28 protein-coding genes are annotated in these 26,035 nt (G+C 67.9%); 14 read left to right on the top strand and 14 right to left on the bottom strand.

The genetic code is table 11. The annotated features are described in order from the left end of the window. Positions 1-3: 3 nt before the first annotated feature. Both AB0P21_RS31505 and AB0P21_RS31500 read right to left on the bottom strand, forming a co-directional pair. Positions 4-2,067, bottom strand: coding sequence for a YhgE/Pip domain-containing protein (locus tag AB0P21_RS31505; RefSeq protein WP_363701200.1), 2,064 nt, complete (start codon positions 2,065-2,067; stop codon positions 4-6). Next, positions 2,064-2,780 (bottom strand): hypothetical protein, encoded by a 717-nt coding sequence (locus tag AB0P21_RS31500; protein WP_363701198.1) that lies wholly within the window; start codon positions 2,778-2,780, stop codon positions 2,064-2,066. The genes AB0P21_RS31505 and AB0P21_RS31500 overlap by 4 nt, the downstream gene beginning before the upstream one ends. Before the next feature lie 56 nt (positions 2,781-2,836). On the opposite strand from AB0P21_RS31500, the gene AB0P21_RS31495 reads away from it, so the two are divergent. Both AB0P21_RS31495 and AB0P21_RS31490 read left to right on the top strand, forming a co-directional pair. Further along, entirely contained in the window at positions 2,837-3,442 is a 606-nt protein-coding gene (locus AB0P21_RS31495) for a TetR/AcrR family transcriptional regulator (protein WP_363701197.1), read from the top strand. Between the two features lie 89 nt (positions 3,443-3,531). Beyond that, positions 3,532-4,317, top strand: coding sequence for a hypothetical protein (locus tag AB0P21_RS31490; protein WP_363701195.1), 786 nt, complete (start codon positions 3,532-3,534; stop codon positions 4,315-4,317). Here the strand turns inward: AB0P21_RS31490 and AB0P21_RS31485 are convergent. Both AB0P21_RS31485 and AB0P21_RS31480 read right to left on the bottom strand, forming a co-directional pair. Continuing rightward, on the bottom strand, positions 4,314-5,888 hold the full coding sequence (locus AB0P21_RS31485) for a molybdopterin-dependent oxidoreductase (protein WP_363701193.1): 1,575 nt from the start codon (positions 5,886-5,888) through the stop codon (positions 4,314-4,316). The two genes, AB0P21_RS31490 and AB0P21_RS31485, sit on opposite strands and share 4 nt — an antisense overlap. Positions 5,889-5,968: 80 nt before the next feature. Next, positions 5,969-6,523: a MarR family transcriptional regulator gene (locus AB0P21_RS31480; RefSeq protein WP_363701191.1), complete on the bottom strand. Its 555-nt coding sequence runs from the start codon at positions 6,521-6,523 to the stop codon at positions 5,969-5,971. Between the two features lie 196 nt (positions 6,524-6,719). On the opposite strand from AB0P21_RS31480, the gene AB0P21_RS31475 reads away from it, so the two are divergent. Together AB0P21_RS31475 and AB0P21_RS31470 are read left to right on the top strand one after the other, a co-directional pair. Next, the gene (locus AB0P21_RS31475; RefSeq protein ID WP_363701189.1) at positions 6,720-7,514 is read left to right on the top strand and encodes a hypothetical protein; all 795 of its coding nucleotides are present in this window, start codon (positions 6,720-6,722) and stop codon (positions 7,512-7,514) included. 11 nt (positions 7,515-7,525) lie between these two features. Next, positions 7,526-9,043 carry a type IV secretion system protein gene (locus tag AB0P21_RS31470; RefSeq protein ID WP_363701187.1) on the top strand — a complete coding sequence of 506 codons (1,518 nt, stop codon included), beginning with the start codon at positions 7,526-7,528 and terminating at the stop codon, positions 9,041-9,043. A gap of 112 nt (positions 9,044-9,155) precedes the next feature. Here the strand turns inward: AB0P21_RS31470 and AB0P21_RS31465 are convergent, their stop codons facing one another. Continuing rightward, positions 9,156-10,346: an FAD-dependent monooxygenase gene (locus AB0P21_RS31465; protein WP_363701185.1), complete on the bottom strand. Its 1,191-nt coding sequence runs from the start codon at positions 10,344-10,346 to the stop codon at positions 9,156-9,158. A 107-nt stretch (positions 10,347-10,453) separates the two neighbouring features. Between AB0P21_RS31465 and AB0P21_RS31460 the strand changes: the two genes are divergently transcribed. Continuing rightward, complete coding sequence (locus tag AB0P21_RS31460) at positions 10,454-10,912, top strand: MarR family transcriptional regulator (RefSeq protein ID WP_363701183.1); 459 nt, start codon at positions 10,454-10,456, stop codon at positions 10,910-10,912. 56 nt (positions 10,913-10,968) lie between these two features. Here AB0P21_RS31460 and AB0P21_RS31455 read toward each other — a convergent pair whose 3' ends face one another. After that, entirely contained in the window at positions 10,969-11,616 is a 648-nt protein-coding gene (locus AB0P21_RS31455) for a GNAT family N-acetyltransferase (RefSeq protein WP_363701181.1), read from the bottom strand. Positions 11,617-11,686: 70 nt separating this feature from the next. On the opposite strand from AB0P21_RS31455, the gene AB0P21_RS31450 reads away from it, so the two are divergent. Beyond that, entirely contained in the window at positions 11,687-12,613 is a 927-nt protein-coding gene (locus AB0P21_RS31450) for a hydroxymethylglutaryl-CoA lyase (RefSeq protein ID WP_363701179.1), read from the top strand. A 26-nt stretch (positions 12,614-12,639) separates the two neighbouring features. On the opposite strand, the gene AB0P21_RS31445 is transcribed toward AB0P21_RS31450, so the two are convergent. The 3 genes from AB0P21_RS31445 to AB0P21_RS31435 form a co-directional block, all read right to left on the bottom strand. Continuing rightward, positions 12,640-13,473 (bottom strand): helix-turn-helix transcriptional regulator, encoded by an 834-nt coding sequence (locus AB0P21_RS31445; RefSeq protein ID WP_363701177.1) that lies wholly within the window; start codon positions 13,471-13,473, stop codon positions 12,640-12,642. A 70-nt stretch (positions 13,474-13,543) separates the two neighbouring features. Continuing rightward, positions 13,544-14,239, bottom strand: a complete 696-nt coding sequence (locus AB0P21_RS31440; protein ID WP_363701175.1) for an EcsC family protein — start codon at positions 14,237-14,239, stop codon at positions 13,544-13,546. 159 nt (positions 14,240-14,398) lie between these two features. Next, complete coding sequence (locus AB0P21_RS31435; RefSeq protein WP_363701173.1) at positions 14,399-15,313, bottom strand: class I SAM-dependent methyltransferase; 915 nt, start codon at positions 15,311-15,313, stop codon at positions 14,399-14,401. Between the two features lie 97 nt (positions 15,314-15,410). Here AB0P21_RS31435 and aat point away from each other — a divergent pair, with 97 nt between their 5' ends. Then, positions 15,411-16,079 carry a leucyl/phenylalanyl-tRNA--protein transferase gene (gene aat, locus AB0P21_RS31430; protein ID WP_363701171.1) on the top strand — a complete coding sequence of 223 codons (669 nt, stop codon included), beginning with the start codon at positions 15,411-15,413 and terminating at the stop codon, positions 16,077-16,079. Here aat and AB0P21_RS31425 read toward each other — a convergent pair. After that, positions 16,069-16,758, bottom strand: a complete 690-nt coding sequence (locus AB0P21_RS31425; RefSeq protein WP_363701169.1) for a TetR/AcrR family transcriptional regulator — start codon at positions 16,756-16,758, stop codon at positions 16,069-16,071. The genes aat and AB0P21_RS31425 overlap by 11 nt on opposite strands. A 124-nt stretch (positions 16,759-16,882) precedes the next feature. Here AB0P21_RS31425 and AB0P21_RS31420 point away from each other — a divergent pair, with 124 nt between their 5' ends. Next, positions 16,883-17,344 carry a nitroreductase/quinone reductase family protein gene (locus AB0P21_RS31420; RefSeq protein WP_363701167.1) on the top strand — a complete coding sequence of 154 codons (462 nt, stop codon included), beginning with the start codon at positions 16,883-16,885 and terminating at the stop codon, positions 17,342-17,344. A 6-nt stretch (positions 17,345-17,350) separates the two neighbouring features. Here AB0P21_RS31420 and AB0P21_RS31415 read toward each other — a convergent pair whose 3' ends face one another. Together AB0P21_RS31415 and AB0P21_RS31410 are read right to left on the bottom strand one after the other, a co-directional pair. Beyond that, positions 17,351-18,133, bottom strand: a complete 783-nt coding sequence (locus AB0P21_RS31415) for a DUF899 domain-containing protein (RefSeq protein ID WP_363701165.1) — start codon at positions 18,131-18,133, stop codon at positions 17,351-17,353. A gap of 130 nt (positions 18,134-18,263) precedes the next feature. Beyond that, positions 18,264-18,692, bottom strand: coding sequence for a DUF1016 N-terminal domain-containing protein (locus AB0P21_RS31410; RefSeq protein WP_363701163.1), 429 nt, complete (start codon positions 18,690-18,692; stop codon positions 18,264-18,266). Between the two features lie 342 nt (positions 18,693-19,034). Here AB0P21_RS31410 and AB0P21_RS31405 point away from each other — a divergent pair, with 342 nt between their 5' ends. The 5 genes from AB0P21_RS31405 (at position 19,035) to AB0P21_RS31385 (ending at position 23,361) form a co-directional block, all read left to right on the top strand. Beyond that, a complete protein-coding gene (locus AB0P21_RS31405) occupies positions 19,035-20,114 on the top strand; it encodes an adenosine deaminase (protein ID WP_363701161.1) in 1,080 nt (359 codons plus the stop codon). 42 nt (positions 20,115-20,156) lie between these two features. Then, positions 20,157-20,672, top strand: coding sequence for a GNAT family N-acetyltransferase (locus AB0P21_RS31400; RefSeq protein WP_363701159.1), 516 nt, complete (start codon positions 20,157-20,159; stop codon positions 20,670-20,672). A gap of 67 nt (positions 20,673-20,739) precedes the next feature. Continuing rightward, on the top strand, positions 20,740-21,435 hold the full coding sequence (locus AB0P21_RS31395; protein ID WP_363701157.1) for a PadR family transcriptional regulator: 696 nt from the start codon (positions 20,740-20,742) through the stop codon (positions 21,433-21,435). Between the two features lie 160 nt (positions 21,436-21,595). Continuing rightward, entirely contained in the window at positions 21,596-22,585 is a 990-nt protein-coding gene (locus AB0P21_RS31390) for an ATP-binding cassette domain-containing protein (protein WP_363701155.1), read from the top strand. Next, positions 22,582-23,361, top strand: a complete 780-nt coding sequence (locus AB0P21_RS31385) for an ABC transporter permease (RefSeq protein ID WP_363701153.1) — start codon at positions 22,582-22,584, stop codon at positions 23,359-23,361. The genes AB0P21_RS31390 and AB0P21_RS31385 overlap by 4 nt, the downstream gene beginning before the upstream one ends. Before the next feature lie 4 nt (positions 23,362-23,365). On the opposite strand, the gene AB0P21_RS31380 is transcribed toward AB0P21_RS31385, so the two are convergent. Further along, positions 23,366-24,319 (bottom strand): helix-turn-helix domain-containing protein, encoded by a 954-nt coding sequence (locus AB0P21_RS31380; protein WP_363701151.1) that lies wholly within the window; start codon positions 24,317-24,319, stop codon positions 23,366-23,368. 83 nt (positions 24,320-24,402) lie between these two features. Here AB0P21_RS31380 and AB0P21_RS31375 point away from each other — a divergent pair, with 83 nt between their 5' ends. Then, positions 24,403-24,675: a hypothetical protein gene (locus AB0P21_RS31375; RefSeq protein WP_363701149.1), complete on the top strand. Its 273-nt coding sequence runs from the start codon at positions 24,403-24,405 to the stop codon at positions 24,673-24,675. 84 nt (positions 24,676-24,759) lie between these two features. On the opposite strand, the gene AB0P21_RS31370 is transcribed toward AB0P21_RS31375, so the two are convergent. Next, entirely contained in the window at positions 24,760-25,941 is a 1,182-nt protein-coding gene (locus AB0P21_RS31370) for a peptidoglycan DD-metalloendopeptidase family protein (protein ID WP_363701147.1), read from the bottom strand. Between the last annotated feature and the right edge of the window lie 94 nt (positions 25,942-26,035).

The following is a 26,035-nucleotide window of genomic DNA, read 5'->3' as shown; positions in this document are numbered from 1 at the left end:
GGACTAGAGGACCAGCTCCGGTTGGAGCTTCTTGGCGGGCCAGACGCGTTGTTTGCGGGCTGCCAGGGAGGAGGCGGCGAGGCCGGCGGCCAGCCAGGCGAGCAGGACCAGGAGGTCCTTGGGGAGGCTGTCGCCGGGGCCGCCGTACATGAGGTGGCGGACGCCGTCGATCGCGTAGCTCATCGGGAGCACGTGGTGGAAGAAGTAGAGCGGGGCCGGGATCGTCTGCCAGGGGAAGGTGCCGCCGGCGCTGACCAGTTGGATCACCATCAGGACCAGGCCGAGGAACTTGCCGACCGCTCCGAACCAAGCCGACAGGGCGTGCAGGATGGCCACGAAGGTGATCGAGGTCAGCATCAGGTAGCCGACTGTCAGCCAGGGATGGGCTGTGTCGATGCCTAGGCCGAAGATGACCGCGGTGAAGACCAGTGCTGCCTGGATCGAGCCGAAGATGGCCGGGGGAAGCCAGCCGCCGAGGGCGACGCGTACCGGTGCCTGCAGGCCGGCCAGGGCACGGGGCGACAGCGGGCGGACCAGCAGGAAGAGGACGTAGGCGCCGATCCAGCAGGACAGGCTGAGGAAGAACGGGGCCAGGCCGGCGCCGTAGCTGTCGGCAGTGGCTTGGGAGTCGTTCTTCAGGCCGACTGGAGCGCCGAGAGTCTCCGCGACTGCCTTGCGGGCTTCGGGGCTCGGGTCCGGGATCTGCTTCGCGCCGTTAGTCAGCGCGGTGTTCAGCTCTGTTGCGCCGGTCTTGAGCTTGCCGACGCCGGTAGAGAGGCTGTTGACGCCAGTGAGCAACTGCCCTTGTCCGGTGACGGCCTGCTGCTCACCAGCCGCGAGCTGCGAGGCGCCGGACTGCAGGGTGCCGATACCGCTCTTCAGCTGCGTCGCACCAGTGTTGAGCTGACCTGCGCCGGTCGCAGCGCTGCTGATGCCGCCGGTCAGTGCCGGGGTAGCGTCTGCAAGCTTCTGCGCGCCGGTCGCGACCTGCCGGGCTCCCGATGCGAGCTGGGTCAGCTGCTTCGAGGTCGACTGGATCTTGGTGTTCGCCGCGACCACCGGGCCGCGGAGCCTCGCCGTCTCGGCGGCGACCTGGTTGATCTGCGTCTGGGTGAAGCCACGTGCCTTGAGCCGCGCAGCCAAACCTTGGTCGAACGTCGTCAGGTCGCTGAGCAGCGCGCTCGACGCGGTCGCCACCTGCTTGCCGACACCCGCGATCTGTTCGTTGCCATCAGCAACTTGATCGGCGCCGTTGGCCAGCTTCCTCGTGTCGGCGGGCAAGCTCGCCGTCTTGGTCTTGAGCGTGCCGAGCCCGGAGCTCAGCTGCCCGGCGCCGTTCGCGAGATCACCGGCGCCCTTCGAAGCCTGCGTGAGTCCACCATTCAGCTTGGTCGCACCGGCGGCCAGTTGCTGCTGTGCGGTGTTGAGCTGACCAGCCCCACTCTGGAGCTTGCCGACACCGGTGGCGGCCGACGTGAGACCGCTCTGCAGCTGCCCGGCGCCGCCCGCTGCCTTGGTGATCTGACCGTGGATGGTGCTGAACCCGGCCAGCAGCTTGCTCGCCGCCGTCTCGCTCACCTGCGCCGCGACCGACTTGGTCACCTGCGCGACGACCTGGTTGGCGATCGTGTGGGCCAGGTAGTTGTTGGCGTCGTTGGTCAGCAGCTCGAGATTCGCCTGCCGGGGCTGGAACTCCGCACTCGACGCGAGATCCGCCGAGAACGTCTTCGGCAGCACCAATGCGAACTCGTACGTCCCGTTCTCCACACCCTCGGTCGCCTCGGCGCGATTCACCTGGTGCCACTCGAAACTCTTCGACTTCACCAGCTCTTCGGCGACCTGCGGGCCGACCGACAGCTTCTCGCCGGTCGACAACGTCGTACCGGAGTCCTCGACCACGACCGCGGTCGGCACCTGGTCGAGCCGTCCGTACGGGTCGTGGTTGGCGTAGAGGTAGAGGCCGCCGTACAGGGTCGGGACGAGGATCATCGCGATCACGGCCAGCTTCGGCAGCCGCCCCGCGGTCAACCGCCGCAGCTCGCTCATCGCCATCCGGATCGAGGTCATGCTTCGTCCTTCTTCTCGTCAGTCTCTGGTGCTGCTTCTTCTGCGGGCTCTTCGACCTCGACCGGTACCACGGGCTCGACCTGCACGGGATCGGGCTGATTCACCGACCCCATCTGTGCCGCCTCGACACCCAGCAACCGCGCCGAGGCGTCGGCACACGTGATGATCACGCCGTACCCACGCGATGCCAGCTCCCGGCCCACCTCGTACCAGTCGTGCGGATCGCCGCCGAGCCGGTCCGGCATCGTCAGGATCACCACCTTGACCTCAGGTCGCGCCACGGTCAGCTCGGCCAGCATCCTGGTCCGCACTCCTACCGGCAGGTGCTCCCACCGCCGCTCCGCGAACTCCGCCCACTCGTGCTCCCTAAGCCACGCGTCGACCGCCTTGCGGCCGGCCTTGCGTCCAGCGATCGCCAGCTCCTCGCCGACCACGGTCGACACCGGCAGGGCGTCCTCGGGCTCGGTGATCCCCGGCGCATCGACCACGGCGACCCGCTGCCGCAGTACGCGCTCGTCGGTCGAGCCGTCCAGCTTCACCTCCCCGCCGTTCGGCTTCAGCCGACCGGAGAGTCCGAGCGCGACAGCGACATGACCAGGTCCGGGGTACCCCGCGAGCAGGACCAGCTGATGGTCACTGACATTCACCGATGTCGCGTGCAACATCGGCGCGTGCGGACCCTGCACGCTGATCGCGTAAGCCTTGAGTTCCATCGAGCGACCCCGTTCAATACGGTTGTGTATCCAATACAGAACTGTATCCTACTGTCATGGAACCGCCCAAGCGACGTCGCTCAGCCACCCGGGCCCGGCTGCTCGAAGGTGCCCTCGAAGTCTTCGCCGAGCGTGGTTTCCACGGCGCCTCGGTGGAGGACATCTGCGATCGGGCCGGGTTCACCCGCGGCGCGTTCTACTCGAACTTCGGGTCCAAGGACGAGCTGGTGCTCGCCCTGTTCCAGGCGACCACGGATCGCCTGCTGGAGCAGATCGCCGCGCTGCTGCCGGACCTTGCGAATCAGCCAGGGACGCTGCTGGACGCAGTACTGGGGTTACTCGACGAGGCCGCCCCGGACCAGCGGCAGTGGCACCTGATCTCCACCGAGTTCACCCTGCACGCGCTCCGGCATCCCGAGGCCGCGACGGCGCTGAACCAGCAGCGCGCGATGTTCCGCGATCAGCTGACCCGGCTGGTCGAGGAGATCACCCAGGCGAGCGGGCTGCGGCTGTCGGTCCCGCCGCAGCAGTTCGTCCGGCTGGTGATCGCCGTCCACGAAGGCGCCCGGGCGCAGAGTCTGCTCGAGCCCGATCTCGTACCGGCCGGCTCGCTGGAACACACCTTCCTGCCGCTGGTGCTGGACGCGATCTCCCGCAAATGAGGGGCGACATCGCCCGGGCGTGGCGGCCTCGACGGGTGTAGCGTCTTTGACCTACTCGCACCCGGCGGCGTCTTTGGGGGATGGACACCTTGAGCAAAGGTGGGGACCACTCGAGACGATCCGGCTATGCCTTCCTGCTCGACATCGAGGTCGAGCAGGGCGATGCCGGAGTCACGGTCGTGCGCCTGGTCGGCGTGCTGTCGATCGCGACCGTACCGCGGGTTCGCGCCGCGTTGCTGAAGTGTCTGGCCGACCGGCCGACGGCCGTCATCGTCGACCTGGAGCTGCTAGCGGTCCAGCACGCGGTCGCCCTGAACGTCTTCGCGGTCGCGGCTCGGCAGGCGGCGGTCTGGTCGGGCGCTGAGCTGCTGCTGGTCTCGGGCCCCGGACTGGAGGGCCGGCTGAAGCCGCGCGCTCGGGTGCTGGGCAGGTTCGTCCGGATCTACCCGAGCATGGCGGTCGCGAAGGCGTCGACACGTCGGCCGCCGCTTCGACGCCTGGCGCTCCGGTTGCTGCCCGCCGGCCCGTCCGCGGCTTGGCTCGCGCGACGTCAGGTCCACGAGATCCTGGCTGAGTGGAGTTGCGGTGGACTCGATGCAGACGCCGCATCGATTGCCAGCGAGCTCGCCACCCATGCGATCCGTTGCTCCGACAGCGAGCCGATCCTGCGCCTGGAGTTGCGCAGTGACCTGCTGACGGTCGCGGTGACTTATCACCAAGCACCGGGTGTGACCAAGGAACTGGAGCCTCTCGGCCTCAGCATCATCACGGCTCTCGCCAAAGTGAACGGGACCTCGCCGACGCACACGGGCGGGACGGTCGACTGGTGTGTCCTTCAGGCCGATCCGACCCCGAACGCCGAGCCGCCCGGTTAGCCGACCTTGATGTCGACGCTGTGCAGCCCGGTCGAGCCGTCCGGTGCGGGCGGTGCCTGCGACTCGACCTGAGGGTTGCCCTCGGCATCGAACGCGCGAACCTGCAGGACGTGGTTCCCCCGCGGCGCGTCCCAGCTCCAGTGCCACTGCCGCCAGGTATCGACGGACGCGTCACTGGCCAGCTCGGCCTGCTGCCACGGGCCGCCGTCGACCCGGACCTCGACCTTCGAGACCCCGACATGCTGATCCCACGCCACGCCGGCCACCGTGACCGGCCCGGTCGACGCCTTCGACCGCGGCACGTCGATCCGCGACGACAGCTTGATCGGCCCGAGAGCCGACCAGCCGCGCGGCGTCCAGTACCCCTCGAACTGGTCGAACCGGCTCACCTCGATCTCGGTCAGCCACTTCGTCGCCGAGACATACCCGTACAAGCCCGGTACGACGATGCGCACCGGGAACCCGTGCTCGACCGGCAACGGCTGCCCGTTCATCGCGAACGCGAGCATCGACTCGCGATCGTCGGTCAGCGTGCTCAGCGGCGTACCGGCGGTGAATCCGTCCTTCGATGTCGACTTGATCGCGTCGGCATCAGCGGATGGCCCGGCCTCGGCCAGCAGGTCCTTCAGCAGTACGCCGGACCAGAGCGCGTTGCCGATCAGGTCACCGCCGACCTCGTTGCTGACACAGGTCAGCGTGACCCACTTGTGCACCACCTTGCGCTTCAGCAGCTCCTCGAACGACAACTCGATCTCGCGGTCGACCATCCCGTGGATGCGTAGCTTCCAGTCGCTCGGCATGATCAACGGCACCGACAACGCGGTGTCGATCCGGTAGAAGTCCTCGTTCGGCGTCGCCCACGGACCAGCTCCCACAGCCTGTACTCCGGCCGGCGGGTCGAGGCTTGGCGGGAGCGGCAGCTTGAGCGCGTCGCGGGCATCCGTGACGGCTGCCCGGCGGCCACCGACGACCTTGCCGAGCGCGCCGACCGCGATCGTGCCCAGCGTCACGCCGGTGGAGAGTTGGAGGAAGCCTCGGCGGCTGACGCCGTCCTGAGGATCGCTGACCAGGCCGGCCAGCCTGGTGGCGAAGAGGCGGAGCATGAGCAGCGCGACGATGCCTGCCACGAACGACGGGGCGAAACCGGTCTGGCCGGCGTCAGGTCGCGTCGAGGCTGCCAGGACGGCAAGGCCTGCGAGGACGATGACCACCGCTGCGCCGGCGGCGTACCGGCGTACGGAGAGGATGCCGCCGAGTGCGGCGAAGGCGAGCAGGACGATCAGGATGCCGGTCTTGAGCGCGGTCTTGTCGTGCGTCCCGAAGAGGGAGATCGCGAGATCCTTCAGCCACGGCGGGACCCGGTCGATGAAGGCCGACCCGATCGCGACCACCGGGGTCTGACGGGTGCCGAGCAGCGCGGCGGCGACCGAACCGGCGGCCAGGCCCGCGAGGGCGGCGAGAACGCCGCCGATAGCCGATCTGAGGAGCAGCCCGCTCCGGGCGGTGCGTACGGGAGCGCCGCCCCCGGGGGTGCTGAACTCATGCGGCGATCGGACCAGAGGTTGGCTCACGTCTCAACAATTGCTCGATGCGGCGCCCGGCACCAGCCAGACGCCGCATCCGTTAGTAGCGGGTAATGCGATGACTTGATTCAGACTCGGTCTGCCGCGGGGAGCGGACCGAGGTTGGGCCGGCCGTTGGGCCAGCGACGGGCGTTGTCGCGAACGCGACGGAGTCGGCCGAGGACGAGTTCCTGCTCGTCCGCCAGCTGGGACATCCACAGGCTGTCGATCTCCAGGAGGTGGTCCGGCAGCGCTTCGCGCAGCCGCCGCTTTCCCTCCTCCGTGAGAACCGCATACGAGCCGCGGGCGTCATCGGGACAGGGCTCCCGGCGCACCAGACCGAGATTCTCGGCGCGGTCGACCAGCCGGGTGATGCCACCAGTGGTGACGGTCAACTCCCGGGCGAGTGAGGTGAGACGCTGCTTCTCCCCGTGGCTACGGGCGAGCCGCAGCAACAGTTCGAACATTGCCATTTGCAGACCACTGCGCTTCAGGGAATGGCGCATCAGTTGATCGAGTTCGGCTGCTGCTTCTCGCAACAGGCCGTACGCGGTGATCACGTCGCTTTCCCAGGGTTCCGCGACGTGAGTGGGTTCTGCATCGGCGAGCGCTAGGGGCGAGCAAAGCGAAGGCGCGATGGTCATGCGCGGACTCTATTAGCTGACCCGGTCACTTCGCTACACGGGGTGACCTTTCGGCTACAGGTCGAGACGCGATCGATGCCGGATCGAGCGTGACTCAGGCGTACTTCGGCGCTACCTGTGGATAACTTTCGCCGCGGTTCGCCGATTTTTGCCAGGCTTTCCCTTGTCAGCACGCAGACCGGGAAGCAGGGATCCGATGAGTGAGAACGAAGACCAGTCGCCGTACGGGCGCGGCTTCATCGCGGCCGCCATCGTAGTAGCCGCCGTCCTCGCCTGCGGCGGCCTGCTCCTGCTCACCGGCCCCAAATCAGCCTCAACTGGTCCAACCCACGACTCGGCCAACGTCGACTCGGCCCCCACCGACCGAACCAATTCACCCGCCTCCACCACCGCGAACCCCAACAGCGCCGCCGAGCCGCAAAACCCTGCCGCCCCCTCCACTCCAGCGGCAACCCCCACCATCGCCCCCCTCCCAGACCAATCCATCCCCTCCACCAAACCCCCAACCCCCGACAGTTGGGAAGTCAGCCGCCGAGTAGTAGTCCCCCGCTCCACCACCAACGGCCCAACCACAACCGACCCCGACGGCTACCGCCACGGCTTCGCCCACTCCCCAACCGGCGCCCTGTACGCCGCCTACAACGCCATCGCAGCCCTGGCCGACCAGTCCAGAACCATCCCCACCACCCGCAAACTGATGCTCCCCGGCCGCGACACCAACGCCCTCATCGAGCACCTCAAAACCGAGCCCACCAACACCAACTCGGCCCCCACCCAACTAGCTGGCTACCGAGTCCTCGACGCCAGCCGAGACCGCGCCACGATCATGCTCGCCCTGCCGGTCGAGTCGGAGTACATGAGCGCCACCCTCACCCTCGCCTGGTACGCCGGCGACTGGCGCCTGGTGCCACCCACCAACGACAACCCCGTCGGCGCGCCGTACTCCCAGCACCGCGACCTCGACGGCTTCGTCGCCTGGAGCGGTGTCTGATGTGCGGCCAGATGGATCTCGGCTGCCACATCGAGGAAGGCTTCAAGTCCGTCGTCAGCAACCAGTTCGACGCAGTACTTCGTGAGCTGAACGAGGCGGCCCTGCAAGGCCTGCACTCGCTCTCGACCTTCTGGATCAAGGTCCCGAGCCCGACCCTCGCGAGCGGCGACGGCCAGGACTGGACCAACAGCGCCCCGGTCGCCTTCCTGCAAGGAAACCTGCACTGGCTGACCGCGACCATCTTCACCCTCGCCATCCTGATCGCCGGCCTCAGGATCGCCTGGGAGCAGCGCGCCGAACCAGTCCGACAGTTGCTCAAGGCAATGATGTTGTTCGCGCTGGTGGCGAGCGCCGGATCGGCCGTCGTGCAACTGCTGACGCTGTGGGCGGACGAGTTCTCCCAGCATCTCGTCAGCACCGCGCTGCCCGCGCGGCAGACCTTCGACGGCACCCTCGCCAACGTGGTGATGAACGGCGGCCAGACCGCGCAGAAGCTCCCCATCCTGATAGCGATGTTCGCCGGCATGATGGCGCTGGTCTCGTCGCTGATCCAGATCGTCCTGCTGCTGATCCGCTCCGCGATGCTGGTCCTGCTGGCCGGCGCCTTCCCACTGGCAGCCGCGGCCACCAACACCGAGGTCGGCAAGGCGTGGTTCAAGAAGTTCTGCGGCTGGGCGCTGGCCTTCATCGCCTACAAACCGGCCGCCGCCCTGATCTACGCCGCCGCGATCCGAATGAGCTACGACGGCATGTCCAACGAAGCAGGCGACGGCCTGGTCCAGGTCCTCACCGGCCTGATGATGCTCGCCCTGGCTGTCGTAGCGCTCCCCGCTCTGCTGCGCTTCACCGTCCCCCTTACTGCGGCTGCAGCCGGCGGTGCCGCAGCCTCCGGCGCCTCAGTAGTAGACCCCGGCGGCCTCGCGTCCGGCGCGATCAATGTCGGCCGCTCCTCCAGCTCCGGCGGCGGATCAGGTGGCGGCTCAGGCGGGCCATCCTCCCGTGGAGGCGGCATCTCCACTGCCACCGGCGCAATCGGCGTAGCTGCAGGCGGCGGTTCCGGCTCAGGCTCGGGCTCGGGCGGCGGTTCCGGCTCAGGCTCGGGTTCGGGCGCCGGTTCCGGCTCAGGCTCGGGTTCGGGCGCCGGTTCCGGCTCAGGCTCGGGTTCGGGCGGCGGTTCCGGCTCGGGCTCGGGTTCGGGCGGAGGCAGCGGGGGTGGTGGAGGAGGTGGCGGCGGCGGCGCAATCAGCGCCGCCGCAGGCGCCGCCGGCTCCGCGCTCTCAGCCTCCAAGAAAGCAACAGGTGCCATGTCCGGCGCCGTCTCCCACTCAGCCGGTGAATCCGGCGGCGGCTCCGCCTCAGGCAGTTCAAGCCCGCGCACCTCCGGCCCCGGCTCAACCTCCTCCCGCCCCAGCCCCCGAGGCAGCTCCTCTCCCCGCTCCAAACCTCCGCCGCCCCCACCACCGCCAGCCCCACCCTCACCACCAAGCGCCCCCACCTCCACCCCAACAGGCCCCACCGGCAACTGGTAACAACCACGCCTCACCCCACGGGGAACCCTCCGCGACTACCGCCACGGCCAGCTCCTGCTGCTGTCCAACAACCAACGCTTTCGGGAGATCCACCACCCCCGCCAGCGTGAGGTCAGGCTGTTGCGTAGGTCGGAAGGGTCAGCGCAGAATTGGCCGACCGGCCCGCGGTACCGGCGTCGAGGGCCGGCTCATCCGAGGCAACGGTCAGGGCTTTGTTGCGAAGAGCAAGTTCTTCGGACGTACGTGGCGCGACGGCGGCAGCTCCGGCGTATGCCAAGGCTTGGTTGAGTTCGACGAATTGCCGGGCAGCTTGTTCGTAGGCGGTGAATGCGACCGCATGATCAGCATGGGTCGCGAGCTCGCCGGCCAACAAGTACGCGGTGACCAACGCGATACTCGATCCCTGGCCCGACATGAAGGACGGCGCAGCAGCGGCATCCCCGACCAGGACCACCCGACCCTGCGACCAAGCAGGCATGTGGATCTGGCTGACCGTGTCGAAAAACAGATCGTCGGCGCAGCGCATCGCGGCCAGCATCTGGGGGAGTTGCCACGCGTTCTCCGGGAAGCGGGCAGCGACGAGTTCGCGCTGGGCCTCGGGGTTACGGAAGGCGCCGTACGGCGGGACCTCCTCGGCGAAGGTCAAGAAGCCGTGCAACGTCTCGGCCTTGCCGGGGGCGTAGAGCACGGCCGCGCGGCCAGGCACGTTCCACATCAGCGCTTCGTGCTCGAGGCCGAGCTCATTGGGCATCGTGAAGCCGGCGAAGGAGTAGCCGAGGTATCGGTGGTACTGCTCCTCAGGGCCGAAGACCAGACCGCGAGTGTTCGAGTGCAGTCCGTCCGCCCCGATGACCAGATCGAAGGTCCGCCGAGCCCCGCTGCGGAAGACCACCTCGACAGCATCGGCCCCGTTCTGCAGCGTCGCGATCGAGTCCTCGAAGATCACCTCCACCTCGTCCCGGATCGTCGCGTACAGGACGTCGGCCAGATCCCCGCGCCGTACTTCGAGATCACGCCCCTCGACCCCGCCGGTGATCGCCTCCGGGCGGATCGCCGCGATCAGGCCGCTATCCGCGTCGAGGAACGACAGCTTGCGGCTGTCGACGTGCGCCTCTTGCAGCCGCGGCAGCAGCCCCATCTGCTCGACCACCTCGATCGCAGTACCGCGGATGTCGATCGGGTAGCCCCCGCCGCGGACGGTCGCGGCCTTCTCGACGACCGTGACCTCGAATCCGTACCGATGCAGCCAATAAGCGACGGCCGGGCCGGCGATGCTGGCACCGGACACCAGGATCTTCTTCATCAGAACTCCCTCGAAAGATGTGTACTTTAGGTATCCTTTTGCAGAGCGCCACGGGCCCGTGAGTGCTGCTGCTCTCCACCATATAGATACCTAAGGTAGGTAATCAAGTGACCGAGCTGTACGAGCTGATGCCGCAGCTGACCCAGCTGAGCAACGCGCTCAACCGCGGTCACCTGGTGGAGCGCGCCATCAAGGCGACCGGGCTCCAACTGGACCGCCCCGCGATGTCGATCCTGCTCGCCCTGCAGATGGCCGACCGGCCGCTGCGGATCGGCGAGATCGCCGAGCGGATGCAGGTCGTCGGTCCCCATGTGACCCGCCAGGTGCAGGAGTTGGAGCGCCGCGGCCTGGTCCAGCGCATCGGCGACCCGAACGACCGCCGCGCCAGCCTGATCGAACCGACCCCCGTAGGCGCCGACGCGGCCCAGCTCTACCTCAAGACCCTGCTCGGCTGGCTATCCGGCGCCACCGCCGACTGGCCGGCCCAAGACCGCAAAGACCTCAGCCGCCTGCTGGCCCGATTCACCACCGACCTGTCCGCCCACCTGGCAACCCTCGAAGACTGAGGAACAACCCAGGTCGGCAGGTAGAGACGCCCTCACGTACCAGCGCCGACGACTGCCTAGTGCCGCACCAGCAGTGCTTCGGCGCCGATGGGTTGGTAGCCGGCGGCGAGGAAGGTCCGGGTGGAGGCGGCGTTGCCTGGGCTCACCTGCGACCAGATGTGAGTGCCCGCTGGGATGAGGGCCCGGGCAGCGCGGGCTAGGTGACGGCCATGGCCGGCGCCGCGGACAGCGGCAGGGACCTCCAGCGCGACCTCCAGGCGACCGGCTAGGCCTCGGCCGGTGAGCACCAACCCGCCGTATGGCGCTGAGTAGGCGCGTACGTCTTCGCGGTACCGCCAAGCCCGCTCGATCCGGGGATGCCCGCGGTCAGTCACCTCGACCAGGCCCTCGACGGCGGCAGCGCGCTCGGTGGGGTCAGTGAGCGCGGGAGCAAGGAGCATCTGGTCGATTGCGTTGACGCGGCGGCCGCTGAGTTGCTCCAGGGCGAACAGGAACGGCGGGTTGAGCGGAGCGGACAGATCACCGTCCGGGATCAGGCCAGCCACCCAGTCTGGGGAGACGTCCGCGGCGATCACAATGTGCGCGGTGAACGCCACCACGGCCAGCTCGCGCTCGGACGGCGCCGGGACGACCGTGATGCTCAGGTCTGGGGTGGGGAGGACTCCGCCTTCGACCCCGCGCAGAATGTCAGCCAGAGTTGTCATCACGAGCCATTGTGGAGGAGACCCCTCCCGGCCCTGAGAAGGCGCCAGGCTCACGAGACGGAGGCACACAGTGCGCAAGCCTGAGCTGGTCGGGGCCGAGGGACTGCCCGAGCGGGTGACGATCTACGAGGTCGGACCGCGGGACGGATTGCAGAACGAGGACGCGATCGTCGACGTGGCGGTGAAGGCAGAGTTCATCCAGCGGCTCGCCGCGGCGGGGTTGACCACCATCGAGACGACCAGTTTCGTCCACCCCAAGTGGGTGCCGCAGCTCGCCGACGCTGCCGAGCTGCTGCAGCGGCTGGACCTGCCGGAAGGCCTCCGTACGCCGGTGCTGGTGCCGAACGAGCGCGGTCTCGATCGCGCCCTCAAGGCGGGGGTCAGCGAGATCGCGATCTTCGCCAGCGCGACCGAGACGTTCGCCGCGAAGAACCTGAACTCGACGGTCGACGAGCAGTTCGCGATGTTCGCGCCGACCGTACGGCGTGCGCTGGACGAGGGTTTGAGCGTTCGCGGGTACGTGTCGATGTGTTACGGCGATCCGTGGGAGGGCGACGTACCGATCGATCAGGTGGTGAAGGTCGGAGCGCGGCTGGTCGAGCTCGGCTGCCACGAACTCTCCCTCGGCGACACGATCGGCGTCGCGACGCCGGGTCAGGTCGTCGCGCTGATCAAGGCGTTCGAGGGTGCTGGTGTGGGGGTCGACAAGCTGGCTGTGCACTTCCACGACACGTACGGGCAGGCGCTCGCCAACACGTTCACCGCGCTGCGGGAAGGCGTCACGGTGGTCGACAGCTCGGCCGGCGGACTCGGCGGTTGCCCGTACGCCGAAAGCGCGACCGGCAACCTCGCCACGGAAGACCTGCTCTGGCAGCTGGACGGCCTCGGCATCGAGACCGGTGTCGACCTGGAAAGCCTCGTCACCACCAGCGCCTGGATGGCCAAACAACTGGGCAAACCCTCCGCCAGCCGAGTCGTCCAGGCCCTGGCCGGCTGACCTATAACTGAATCAAAATAACTGAATCAAACCTCGGCCGGTTCGCGGCGGGTGAGTGGCAGGCGCTCCCGGGTGCGCTCATCCGCGGGCGTCTCCACGAACAGCATCAGGTCGGCATGAGCCGGCACCCCCAGCTCGGTGACCGTGAACGACAGCTCACCAGCAACCGGATGCAGCACCCGCCGCAGCCGGGGCTCGCCGTCCGCGACCTCGTGCTTCGACCAGAGTTGCTCGAACTCCGGACTCAGCTTCCGCAGCCGCGCCAGATCGGTCTCCCAGTCAGGGTCACCGATGTGTTCGACGTACGCCGAACGCATCCGCGCCACCAGATACGGCACCTCGGTGTCGTAGTTCAGCAACTGCTGGCGGGCCAGCGGCTCGGTGACGATGCACCAGAGCAAGTTCTTGTGGATACAAGGCAGCGTGTGCCAGTCGTGGAAGAGATCCTCATAAGCCTTGTTGGGCTGGAGGATGTCGAAGCGCCGGTTGGTGATCAGCGCCGGCAGCGGGTCGAGCGCCGCCAGGATCTCGGCCAGCACCAGCTCGTCGGCGCAGACCCCGGTCTTCGTCCGGACGGGCGTCGCCTCGGCCAGCGAGTACAGATGCGCCCGCTCCAGATCGTTGAGCCCGAGCGTCGTCGCGACCGCGTCGAGCACCTGACCGCTGACGTTGATCGACCGGCCCTGCTCGAGCCAGGTGTACCAAGTCACGCCGACCCCGGCCAGTTGCGCGAGCTCCTCGCGCCGAAGGCCCGGAGTACGGCGTCGTCCGCCCGGCGGCAGGCCAACGGCCTCGGGGGTCACCTGGGCGCGGCGCGCCTTCAGGAACTCCCCGAGCTCGGCTCGACGAGAAGTACTCACCCGATCATGCTGACAGCCGCCGCCGACAGTTTCACCCGGTTTCCCGAACTGCCACGGCTTCCCCAAACTGCTACGGCTCGATCGGTCGCCGGATCCGCCGTACCAGGCTCTCGTCGGCGTACCGCCCGATCCGGTACGTCGACCAACCGTCGACCCCCGCACCCACGGCGCCACCGAGCAGCGGAACCCGGCGCGTCACCATCAGCCCCATCCGCTTGCCGCTGATCCGCGCGATCAGCTCCCCGACCACCTCACCGGCCACCTGCCGGTCAAGCTCCGGGTCGAACACCGGCGCGGTCGCGATCGCCAGCGGCGACGTCGGCAAGCTCGATTTCTTCAGCCGGTCGGTCACCCCGTCCTCGCCGAGCAGGCAGGTGATCACCGCGGTACGAACCCGCGGATCGTCCAGGTCGTATCCGCGCAGGTGAGCGATCGACGCAACCATCCGAGCCTGTACGACGGCCAGCCCGGTCAGGTTCGCAGGCAGCGCGACGGGCAGCGTGACCAGCCCGCCGATGCTGGTGACGAACCCCTGCACCGAGGCCAGCCGGATGTGCTGCTCGATCACGGTGTCGACCGCGAGCTCCGGGTCACCGCCCTGTTTGGCCAGGTGCTTCTCGGCCACCTTCTCGGCGCCGGGGAACCGTTGGTACCCGTCGATCGCGATCTCCAGCACCTGCCGGAGTACGCCGGCCGCGGCTTGCGGGGCGAACCGCTGGGCGGCAGGCGCGAGACTGCTGGCAACGAATCTGGCTACTCCGGCCACAGCACTCCTTCACAACTCGGACACCCACCCCCGGAGTCCGGCGGGCGGGCGCAGCACTCACAACTCTACGTGCCACACCAGCGCACGCCACTCGGGAAGAACCCCGGCCGGTCCCTTGGTGACGCAGAGCCAGCAACCGGCTCGGTACCCTTCGAGCCGCTACGACAACCGTGCCCGCGTGCAGCGCGTGACGTAGGGCATCGTGAGCTTCTTGCGGCCCCGCAGGTCGAGATGCGAGTCGAGCAGCTCGGTGACCTGGTGCAGCAGCTCGTCGCGATCCTTGGCCGGCATCGTGATGACGTACGACCGGGACGCGACCAGGTCCAGCAGCTCGGCCCGGGTCAGCGGGTGCTCCCAGCGCACCTCGAAGCGCTCGGCCAGCCGGAACGGCGTACCGATCGGCGGTGCGGAGTCGATCTCCTGCCGAGCGTGCCGATGCAGCACGCGATCCAGCTCGGCCACCCACGGCACGGTGTGGTCGCGGATGTTCCAGACCAGCCCCAATGTCCCACCCGGCTTCAGTACTCGAGCGATCTCCGGCAACGCCTTCGCCGCGTCGAACCAGTGCCACGCCTGTGCAACCACGACGGCGTCAACCGCCTTGTCCTCCAGCGGAATCGCCTCAGCCGAGCCATCCCGTACGTCGGCCGACGGCACCGCCGCGACCAGTTCGTCGCGCATGGCCGCCAACGGTTCGACAGCCGTCACGGCCAGCTCCCGCGCGGCCAGCAACTGTGTGAGCTTGCCCGTGCCGGCGCCGAGGTCCAGCACCGACTTCGCAGTACCGGGGATCAGCCAGTCGACGGCAGACTCCGGGTACGGCGGTCGCCCGCGTCGGTACGCCGCTGCTGCGTCGCCGAACGAGGTCGCCTGCGCCTGCTGCGACCACCGGCGGCTCGCGCCTTGCCGGGTCATGCCGCACGCCTGCCCGATCTCCTCCCAGCTCGCCAGCCGCTGAGACCTCAGCTGCTCGATCAGCTCGGTCCGCCGGTGCTCCAGCGCCGCGATGGCCTCGGTCATCCGGGCGAGTCCGGCCAGCCCGCCGGACCCCTCGATCTGCTCGACGATCTCCATGCTCGGCAGCATATGTTGCCTATCATATCCACTGTCAACAAGTGTTGCGGTGGTGGCCGGGCGTTTCGGTCGGCGAGCGGTAGGCCAGGATGGTGACGTGCCAGTTGAACCAGCTGCCTCCGTGTGGGACTTCCCGCCGGTCGCGGTCGCCGGAGCCAGCGATGTCGTCGCGGCCGGAGCGGATCTCGAACCGGGCACCGTGCTGGCGGCGTACCGGCGGGGGCTCTTCCCGATGCCGGACAGTCACGGGCCGCTGCTGTGGTGGTCGCCGGTGGATCGCGGCGTGATCGACGTGGCCGGTTTCGCGCCGTCGCGGTCGCTGCGGCGGGCTCGGCAGCGGTTCGAGATCCGGGTCAACACGGCTTTCGACCAGGTGATCCGCGCCTGCGCCGATCCGCGTCGGCCAGGTTCGTGGATCGACGCCGACATCATCGCGGCGTACACGAAACTGCACGAGCTCGGCTGGGTCCACTCGGTCGAGGCCTGGGACGGCGACGAGCTGGCCGGTGGCCTGTACGGCGTCGCGATCGGCGGGCTGTTCGCGGGCGAGTCGATGTTCCATCACAAGACCGACGGGTCGAAGGCGGCGGTGGCCGGGTTGGTGGAACTGCTGAACGACAAGTACGCCGCCGAACGCGTGCTGGACATCCAGTGGGTGACCAGTCATCTGTCGACGCTCGGTGCGGTCGAGATCCCGCGCGAGGACTACGTCCAGCGGGTCGAGCGGGCAGTGGGGCTGCCGCTGCCCGACGCCTTCAGCGGTTGAGCCCCAGGAACGTGGCCAACTGACCCGTCGCCTCGGCGAAGAACTCGTCGGCAGGATCCATCCACCCGGCGAACTGGCCGAACAGCTCGAAGCTGATCATGCCGAAGAGCTGCGTCCAGGCGATCGCCGTACGGGCCAGGACTGACAGCGGTACGCCGGGTGCTGCGTCAGCGAGCACTTTGAGTTGCTCGGCGAGTGGTTGGCTCGGTTCTGGGGCTGTTGTTGGGGTCAGTACTCCGGAAGCCTGTGCCTGGGCGAGGATGCCGAGCAGGACGAAGGCGACTCGGCCGGCTGGCTGGATCGTGCTGTCGGGGGCTTGGTAGCCGGCGACCGGTGAGCCGTAGATGAGCGCGTACTCGTGGGGGTGTTGCCTGGCCCAGGCGCGAATGACTCGGCAGACGGCCAGCCAGGCTTCGCGGGGATCGTCCTGATGCTTGGCGGCAGCCTCCGCCTCGGCGCCCAGGGCGTCGTACGCGTCGATGATGAGTGCGGTGAGCAGGTCGTCGCGGCTGGGGAAGTAGCGGTAGAGCGCGGACGAGACCAGGCCGAGCTCGCGGGCGACGGCGCGCAGCGAGAGACGTTCGGCGCCCTCGACGGCGAGCTGGCGTCGCGCGGCGGCCTTGATCTCCTGGGTCAACTCGGCCCGGGCGCGATCACGGGCGGTCTGTCCGGCGTTCATGCTGCGCAGTCTGCCATGAGCGGCGCTCTAAAACGAGAGCACTGCTCTTGACTTGTCGAGTCGGCCTGGTGTTCACTGGTGACAACAGAGAGCACCGCTCTCGCAAACTGGGAGGTTGGGTCCGATGCAGGAGTACAACGACAAGCGCGTGGTGACCAGCGGGCACCAGAGCATGCTGGTGATGAACAAGGTCGTGGCCGGTATGACGAAGCTCGGCCTCAGCCTGATGGGCAGTCGGGTGCTGTCCGTCCAGGGCCGCAAGTCCGGCGAGTGGCGCAGCAACCCGGTCAACCTGCTGGTGATCGACGGCCAGCGTTATCTGGTGGCGCCGCGCGGGCACGTCCAGTGGGTCCGCAACCTGCGGGCCAGCGGCCACGGCAAGCTGCGGGTCGGCCGGCGGGTGGAGCTGTTCCGCGCGGAGGAGCTCGCCGATTCCGACAAGCCCGACATCATCCGGCTCTACCTGAAGAAGTGGGCCTGGGAAGTGCAGGCCTTCTTCGGTGACGACGTGCGCGCCGACTCCTCGCTCGAGACCCTGCTGCACGTCGCCCCCGGCGTACCGGTCTTCAAGATCCACACTGCGTAAGGGTTTTCAGTACTCGTCGGGCAGCCGCAGATTCGGCCCACCGACCTGAAGCCCCAGCGGCGTCGCGCGCCCCTTCGGCTCCTCCCACTCCTCCTGCCGCCCGAGCGCGGTGAGATCGAGGTACTGGTAGCCGTTGTGAAACTCCTCGATCCCGCGCCCGAAGGTCGAGTAGGTATGGAACACCTCCTCCCCGACCCGCAGAAACGCGCTGATCCCCGGCATCTCCTCGCCGTTCATGTCACTCGTCCACGGCCCACCCGTCCACGGCGTACCGACCTGGGCCAGTTCGTCCGCAGTACGGAAGTGCAGCTGGATCGGCGCTACCTGATCGTCAAGCGTGGCGTGAAAGTCGTAGTTGAACGGGCTCCCGTACGACGAGTACCACGGGAACTGCCACCCCATCCGCTCCCGATACGCAGCCAACTTCCCGTACGGCGCCCTGCTCACGGCCACCAGCGACGTGTTGCGCACATGTAGTTGCCGCAGCCGCCCGATCCCATCAGCCGCCGACGAGCAACTCGCACATCCCGCCTCCCACCCCGGCGCAAACATGAAGTGATGCATCACCAACTGCTCGCGCCCCTCGAACATCTCCAGCAACCCGACCTCCCCATCAGGCCCCTCGAACCGGTAGTCCTTCTCCACCCGAACCATCGGCAACTCCCGCCGCGCCGCATTGAGCCGATCCCGCGCCCGAGTCACCTCCTTCTCCCGCTCCAACAACTCCCGCCGAGCCCCCACCCACTCCTCCCGCGAAACCACCCGCGGGAGGTTCTCCTTGTCAGTCATCCCATTTCTCCCTTCGTCATCCGTCCCGTTCCCACCACTAGGTCGGAACAACCTGCTCCAGCTTGCGCCGCGGGCGGTCGTGCCCGGGGTTTGCGCAGCACGCTCTGCGCAAACTCCGGACGAGGGGGTGCTACTTCTGGCGATGCAAATTGGTGGTGAGGTTTTCGAGCAGGGTGGCTCGGGTCCAGGTGTCTTCGACGGCTCGTCTGGCGTACCAGAGGCGGACGTTGAGGTCGTCGAGGCGGTGGAGCAGGAGGAGGTGGTGGTGCCACGGGAGTTGCGAGAGCGGTCCGCGGGCGTAGGCCTCGTACGGCCAGGCTTCGGCGAAGTCGCGCATCTCCCGGAGGTTGCGGGGCGACAGACTTCGGTCGGTGGGGAAGCGGGTCTTGAGGTCGATGGAGAGTTGGTCCAGGACGTGGTTCGCCCAGCCGTCTCGCGATTGCCAGCGCAGGATCTCCTGGCCGATCGACCAGTTGACCAGCAGCCATTCGTTTCTCGGTCGTTCGGTCGGGATGACTGCCACGACCGCGTCCAGGAAGTCGGGGTACCAGGGCGGCATCGGAGGTCGTTCAGGAGGTTCGGCGCGAAGGCTTTTGTTGTCCATGGAGCAAAGGATGGGACCGCATGGGCCGGCGACACGAAGGCCTTTTCGGGGCAGATCAGGTTGCCCCGCGAAGGCCTGCGAGCGGAGGGTTGGCGGTCGCTCTCGAGGGCGATGCGGTGGCGCCACATCGCTCCGGCAGGAGGCTCGGCGCGCCCGGGCACCCGCGCGACGTAGGAGCGGTACTCGCGAAAGGGTGGGTGGGAGCGCCCACAGCGGTGAGCGTGCGGCGGGCGCGCGGGTCCGCAGTACCGGGGACATGAGGGCCAATTCGGCGGTGGGTTGGGGCAAGATGGCGGGATGATTACGCAGGAGGAGTTGAAGGTCGCGCCGAAGGTTTTGTTGCATGACCATCTGGATGGTGGGTTGCGGCCGGAGACTGTGCTGGAGTTGGCGGCGGAGATCGGGCACAAGTTGCCGCGGACCGATGCCGGGGAGTTGGGGCAGTGGTTCGTCGAGTCGGCAGACTCGGGGTCGTTGGAGCGGTATCTGGAGACGTTCGACCAGACCGTCGCGGTGATGCAGAACGCGGAAGCGATCAAGCGGGTTGCCAGTGAGTGCGTTCAGGATCTGGCCGCGGACGGGGTCGTGTACGCCGAGATCCGGTACGCGCCGGAGCAGCACCTGACGGCCGGGCTGAGTCTCGAGGCGGTGGTTGATGCGGTGCGTGAAGGTTTCGAGGACGGGATGGCCCGGGCCGAGCGGCCGATCGTGGCGCGGCAACTGCTGACGGCGATGCGGCATCAGGCGCGGTCGATGGAGATCGCCGAGTTGTCGGTCGCCTATCGCGACGGTGGCGTGGTCGGCTTCGACATCGCCGGCGCCGAGGCCGGGTACCCGCCCACCCGTCACCTGGACGCCTTTGAGTACCTGCAACGCGAGAACGCGCACTTCACCATCCACGCCGGTGAGGCGTTCGGGCTGCCCTCGATCTGGCAGGCGATCCAGTGGTGCGGCGCCGACCGGCTCGGCCACGGCGTGCGGATCATCGACGACATCTCGTACGACGAGAGCGCGGGCCTGGACGGCAAGGTCGAGCTCGGCCGGCTCGCGGCGTACGTGCGGGACCGGCGGATCCCGCTGGAGATGTGCCCGAGCTCCAACCTGCAGACCGGCGCGGCCGACTCGATCGCGCAGCACCCGATCGGCCTGCTCGCCAAGCTGAAGTTCCGGGTCACCGTGAACACCGACAACCGGCTGATGAGCGGTACGTCGATGAGCCGCGAGCTGGCCCTGCTGGCGGACGCCTTCGACTACGGGCTCGCCGACTTCCGCTGGTTCGCGATCAACGCGATGAAGTCCGCCTTCATCCCGTTCGACGAGCGGCTGGCCATCATCGACGGCATCATCAAGCCCTGGTACGCCGAGGCGCTCGGATAACTGCGTGGACCCGCAGGGCACGCGGGGGAAATCATCAGCGGTATGAACCCACCTCATCAACTCCGCTTCGCCGAACTGTCGGCGAAGACCATGACCGCCCTGCTCGCCGGTGATCTCGTTGCCGCGCGCACCGAATCGGGTGTCGAGCTCGGCGGCCTGTTCGTCGGCGACCGGGCGAAATGGCTGTGGAACTATCGGCTCGAGCAGCTCAGGACCCAGCCCGAAGCGGCGCCGTGGATCGCCCAGGCTGTGTTGTCCGGTCCGTCCGACACGGTGGTCGGTTACGCCGGCTTCCACGGTCCACCGGATGCCGACGGGATGGTCGAGGTCGGGTACACCGTCGACCCGCGGTACCAGCGGCAGGGGTACGCGAAGGCGATCCTGGCCGCACTGATCGAACGGATCACCGCCGACCCGGCGGTACGGGTGCTACGCGCCACGATCAGTCCGGACAACGCGGCATCGCTCGCGACCATCGCGCCCTTCGGCTTCACCCAGAACGGTGAGCAGTGGGACGAGGAGGACGGGTTGGAGCTGATCTTCGAGCGGCCGGTTTGATTACTTGACATCGGATACTCGGGAACTAATACTCGATTTCGAGTACTTGAGATCGAGGAGGTACGCCATGGCTCGGCGCAAGGTGGCCAATCCGCTGGCGTTCGCCGTGCTGGGGAGCCTCGGCGAGCGGCCGATGCACCCGTACGAGATCTCCACGATGCTCAAGAGTCGCGGCAAGGGCATGAGCATCAAGCTCAACTACGGCTCGCTCTACTCGGTCGTGGGGGCGCTCGAGAAGGCCGGGTTCATCGAGGCGGTCGAGACCGTGCGCGACGGCAACCGGCCGGAGAAGACCGTGTACGCGATCACCGCGGCCGGCCGGGCCGAGTTCGACGACTGGCTGGCCGAGCTGCTGGGCAAGCCGGAGCGCGAGTTCAGTCAGCTGGAGGCGGGCCTGGCCTACCTCCCGGCGTTCTCACCGGACAGGGTGGTCGAGCTGCTCGACCAGCGGGTGAAGGGACTGGTCGCCGAGGTCGAGCAGCTCGAGGCCGCGCACGAGTCGATGACGTCGATGAAGCTGCCGCGGATCTTCTGGGTCGAGTCCGAGTTCCGGCTCGCGCTGGTCCAGGCCGAGCTCACGTATGTCCGGCGGCTGGCCCGTGCGATCCGCACCGACGGCCTGGAGGGATCCGGCTTCTGGCGCCAGACCCACCAGCTCGTCGAGAAGCTCGGCCTCCAGCCGGCCGACCTGCTCAAGGACCCGGTCAAGTACTTCGGAGAGGAGTTCCCCTGGCTGCAGGAGATTCCACCGGACGCTAGATAAGGACGGCCCCCGGCCAGGGAGCGGCAACTCCCGGGCCAAGGGCCGCAGTTCCTCGAGTCGATCCCGCAAGCGAGACCTGGCACCCAAGGCGCAACCATCAGGATAGCCAGCTCACCCGGTATCGACTCCCAAGCCACTCAGCAAGAGGAGTCGCACCGCCATGTCACCAACCCCTGCCCTCGAGGCAACAGAGCTGGTCAAGACCTATCCCGCCGGCCGCAAGAAGCCACCGCTGCGGGCGCTCGACGGACTCAGTTTCACCGTCCCCGAAGGCGTCGTACTCGGGCTGCTCGGCCCGAACGGCGCCGGCAAGTCCACCACCGTGAAGATCCTCACCACCTTGTCGCGGGCCGATTCCGGTACTGCGCGAGTGGCCGGCCTCGACGTCGTCCAGCAGCAGGCCGAGGTCCGGCACGCGATCGGCTATGTGCCGCAGAAATCCAGCTGCGACCCAATGGCGACAGGTGTCGAGAACCTGGTCCTGAGCGGCCGGATCTACGGCCTGTCCCGCCAGCAATCAGTACGCCGGGCCGCCGAGCTGCTGGAGCGTTTCGACCTCCAGGAAGCAGCGACCCGTCAGGTTCGCACGTACTCCGGCGGCATGCAGCGCAAGCTCGATGTCGCCCTCGGCCTGGTCCATCGCCCACGCGTCCTGTTCCTCGACGAGCCGACCACCGGTCTCGACCCGGAGGCCCGCGCGGACCTCTGGAACGAGGTCGAGCGACTCTCCGGCACCGAAGGCCTCACCGTCCTGCTGACCACGCACTACCTGGAGGAAGCCGACCGGCTGGCCGATCAGCTGGCGATCGTCGACCACGGCAAGGTTGTTGCCGAAGGCACTCCTGAAGGGCTGAAAGCCGAACTCCGCGGCGATTCCGTCCAGGTCGAGCTGGTCGACCCCGATGCCGATGGCAACGTCCGGCGACTGCTCGGCACGTTGCCGGGGATCGGCGAGATCGTTGTCGAGGGCAACACTCTCAGGGCGCGGGTCGACCGCGGCGCGACGGCAGTTCCCGCGGTACTGGGAGCCCTTGAGGAGAAGGCGATTCCAGTTGCCGCCGTGACGGTCTCTAGGCCGTCACTTGACGATGTCTATCTGCAGTACACGGGTCGATCCTTCAAGACAGCTGACAAGGAGCAGGCGGCATGAGCGCGACAGTGGTGACGCACACCGGATTCGTGACCGGCCGCTGGCTGCGGGCGCAGTACCGGTCGCCTGCGCTGATCGCATTCACGTTGGTGCAGCCGGCGATCTGGTTGCTGTTGTTCGGGCAGTTGTTCAAGGGAGTCGTCGCACTGCCGGGGTTCAACGATTCGTCGTACATCGCGTTCCTGACGCCGGGCATCGTGATGATGACGGCGCTGATGACGAGCGGCTGGGCGGGCACCAGCTTCATCGCCGACATGGAGCGCGGGGTGATGGACCGGATGCTGACCTCGCCGGTACGCCGCGGCGCGCTGATGGCGGGGCAGCTGATCAGCAACGGGACCACGACGGTGATCCAGACCGTGCTGGTGTTCGCGATCGGGTTCGCGGCCGGCGCCCGGTACGACGGGGGCGTGCTCGGGTACGTCGTCACGATCGTCGCGTCGATGCTGGTCGGTACGGCGTTCGGCTCGCTTTCGAACGCGGTCGCGCTGCTCACCCGTCAGCAGGAGGCGCTGATCGGCATCTCGCAGTTCGTCTCGCTGCCGCTGACGTTCATGTCCTCGATCATGCTCGACCCGAAACTCGCGCCGCACTGGGTCGGTGTCGCGGCGCGCTACAACCCGGTCGACTGGGCGGCGATCGCTGCTCGCCAGGCGCTCTCGGCTGACCCGGACTGGGGTTCAGTCGCCCGCCATGGTGCCTATCTGCTGGCGTTCACCCTGTTGGTCGGCTACCTGTCCACCCGAGCTTTCCGCACCTACCAACGCTCGGTCTGAGCTGTCAGCTGGCGGTCTGAAACGTACGGCGATAGTCCTGCGGTGGGACGCCGACAACCCGGCGGAAGTGGTGGCGCAGCAGCGCCGCCGTGCCGAAGCCGGACTCGGTGGCGATCTGCTCGATGCCGAGTTTCGTCTGCTCCAGCAGGGTTCTGGCGTGCAGGACGCGTTGGGTGGTGACCCACTTCAGTGGGGTGGTGCCGGTCTCGGCGACGAAGCGGCGGGCGAAGGTGCGGTCGGACATCTGCGCCCGCCGGGCCAGTTCGGGCACGGTGTGCTCGATGGTCAGGTTGCCGACCATCCAGTCGAGCACCGGCTGCAGGCTCTCGCCGGACGACTCGGGGACCGGTACTTCGACGTACTGGCGCTGGCCGCCGTCTCGCTGCGGCGGCACCACCATCCGGCGGGCGATGCGGGTCGCGACCGCGCTGCCGAGCTCGCGGCGTACCAGGTGCAGGCAGGCGTCGATCCCGGCGGCGGTGCCGGCGCTGGTGATGATGTCGCCGTCGTCGACGAACAGCACGTCGGCATCGAGCTTGGCGTCGGGGAACTGCTCGCGGAACTTGTCCGCGTACCGCCAGTGGGTGGCGCAGCAACGGCCGTCGAGCAGGCCGGCCGCGCCGAGCACGAAGGCGCCCGAGCAGACGGTCAGCAGGATCGCGCCGCGCTCGTGGGCCTTGCGGAGGGCGTCGAGGATGCGTTCGTCGTACGAGCCGCGCCAGGTGGTGGCCGGCAGCGCGACCAGGTCGGCGTCCTCCAGCTCTTCCAGCCCGTACGGCGCGATCACGGCGGAGTGGCTGCTGGTGTTCATCGGCACGCCGGGCGTGGTCGAGCACACCTTGAAGTCGAACGGGGGGCAGCCGTCGTCGGTCCGGTCGATCCCGAACACCTCGGCCAGCACCCCGAACTCGAACAGAGCGACGTCCTCCATCAGGACGACAGCGATCTTCCGGAGCATGGAAGTCAGTATGGCAGGAATTAGTGCAAGACTGTCAATAGTGCCAATTGTGGCCGGATCTAGCAGGTAGCATGATTACTGCCATGACCGGAATCGTTGTTCTCGTAGTACTCGCGCTGGTAGTGATCGCGGCTCTCGAAGGCAGCAACAGGCGCAACGCCACCGGGCTCGGACACGGGCCCGACGGCAGCTGGGTTGCCGACGACCGCGATCTCGCCAGGTCCAAGCTCGACCTGCTCGCCCTCGGTGGCGCGGCAGAGCCGTTCTCCCACAAGCCCGTCGCCAACACCGGCAGCGTGACCAGCATTCGGCACGCCCGGGTCTTCAGTCACCAGCACGGCCGCCACGCGGCCTGATGCCCGCTAGCAGGTCAGCAGTAACAGCAGTGGCGGGGAGAGACCGCGAAGTCCTCTCCCCGCCACTTGTCTTGTCCGGAGGGGCTACGGGCAGGTGCCGTTCACCGGAGACGCCACCCCGGTCCACATGAACGCGTCGGTCACCCAGGTGCCGTCGCTGAGCCGGTTCCACAGGCTGGTGGTGCCCCAGCGGCCGGTGTGCGAGGTGCCGTTCTTCGAGCAGGAGACGTTCACCGTCGTGCCGTCGGCGACGCTGCCGGCCAGGGCGTAGTTGGTACCCGGTCCGGTCCGCTTGTTGACCGAGGTGCCGCCGAACGAGTCGATGATCCCCTGGGTGAAGCCCAGTACTCCGTAGTTGTAGAGCTGCTGCCCCGGGCTGCGCAGGGTGCTCCCGTGCAGTGCGGTGCCGTTGTACGCCGAGGCCGCGTTCTGGAACACCCAGCCGCCGACGTTGTGCCCGGCGATGCCGACGTACGCGCTGTTCTGCCGCAGGGCGAAGTGCACGTGGTTGCCGCTGGCCGAGCCGCCGCACGAGACGTCCGTACCGATGTTGCCGAGGAACGTGCCCTCGCTGACGGCTAGTCCGTTCGCCGCGATGTTGTTGAACAGGTGGTAGTAGTCGGTGGCGTAGCCGCGGTCGTGGATGACCCGGATCCAGCCCCTCCCGTTACCGCACATCGTGTACGCCGTACCGCCGCGTGCCGCGAGCACCTGGCCGTTGCCACCGGCCAGATCCACTGAGCTGTACGGCGTATCGGTACCGGCCCAGCCGTGTGCGCCGCCCGGCATGCTCCAGGAAGCGCCGGACGCGTACGGGAGTCGCATGCCGGTCCGGTAGTCACCACCGGCGGCTTGCGGGGCGAACGACTGCCCGAAGAGCTGCTTCTCCTTCGCCGAGACCACTGGTGAGGCTGCGGCCAGGTCGTTGAAGGCACGCTCGCCTTCGAGGCCGACCTGCCACTTCCCGTCGACCAGCTTGGCGGCGAACAGCCAGCCCTCGGGGTGGGTGTCCTGACCCTTGGGGGCCAGCGAGACGGTGGTGCCGAACACCGAGTCGCTCCCGGCGCCGCGGGTCACGTTGACCTGGATGCCGGCCGTCCTGGCCTTGCTGGACTTGGCGGCGTTGACCTTGGCGGTCACGGCTTGCTGCAGGTTGGATTGCGGCTGCGCGGCGGTCGCTGCTTGGGCTGCAGGCACGGCCAGAGCGCCGGCGAGCAGGCCGGCGCTGAGGGCCATTCCCCAGCTCCGGCGATTGTTGAACGTCATAACGAACCTCCTGATGGGGCGGAACAGGATTGGTGGCTCGAAGCTATCGATCGATTACTGAGCGTCGGTTATGTTTTGGGCTGGATGCTGTCCA

Source organism: Kribbella sp. NPDC056861 (genome assembly GCF_040687575.1).
Lineage (GTDB): Bacteria > Actinomycetota > Actinomycetes > Propionibacteriales > Kribbellaceae > Kribbella.
The sequence above is the reverse complement of the archived record's forward strand: the minus strand, read 5'-3'. Positions and strand labels throughout refer to the sequence as shown.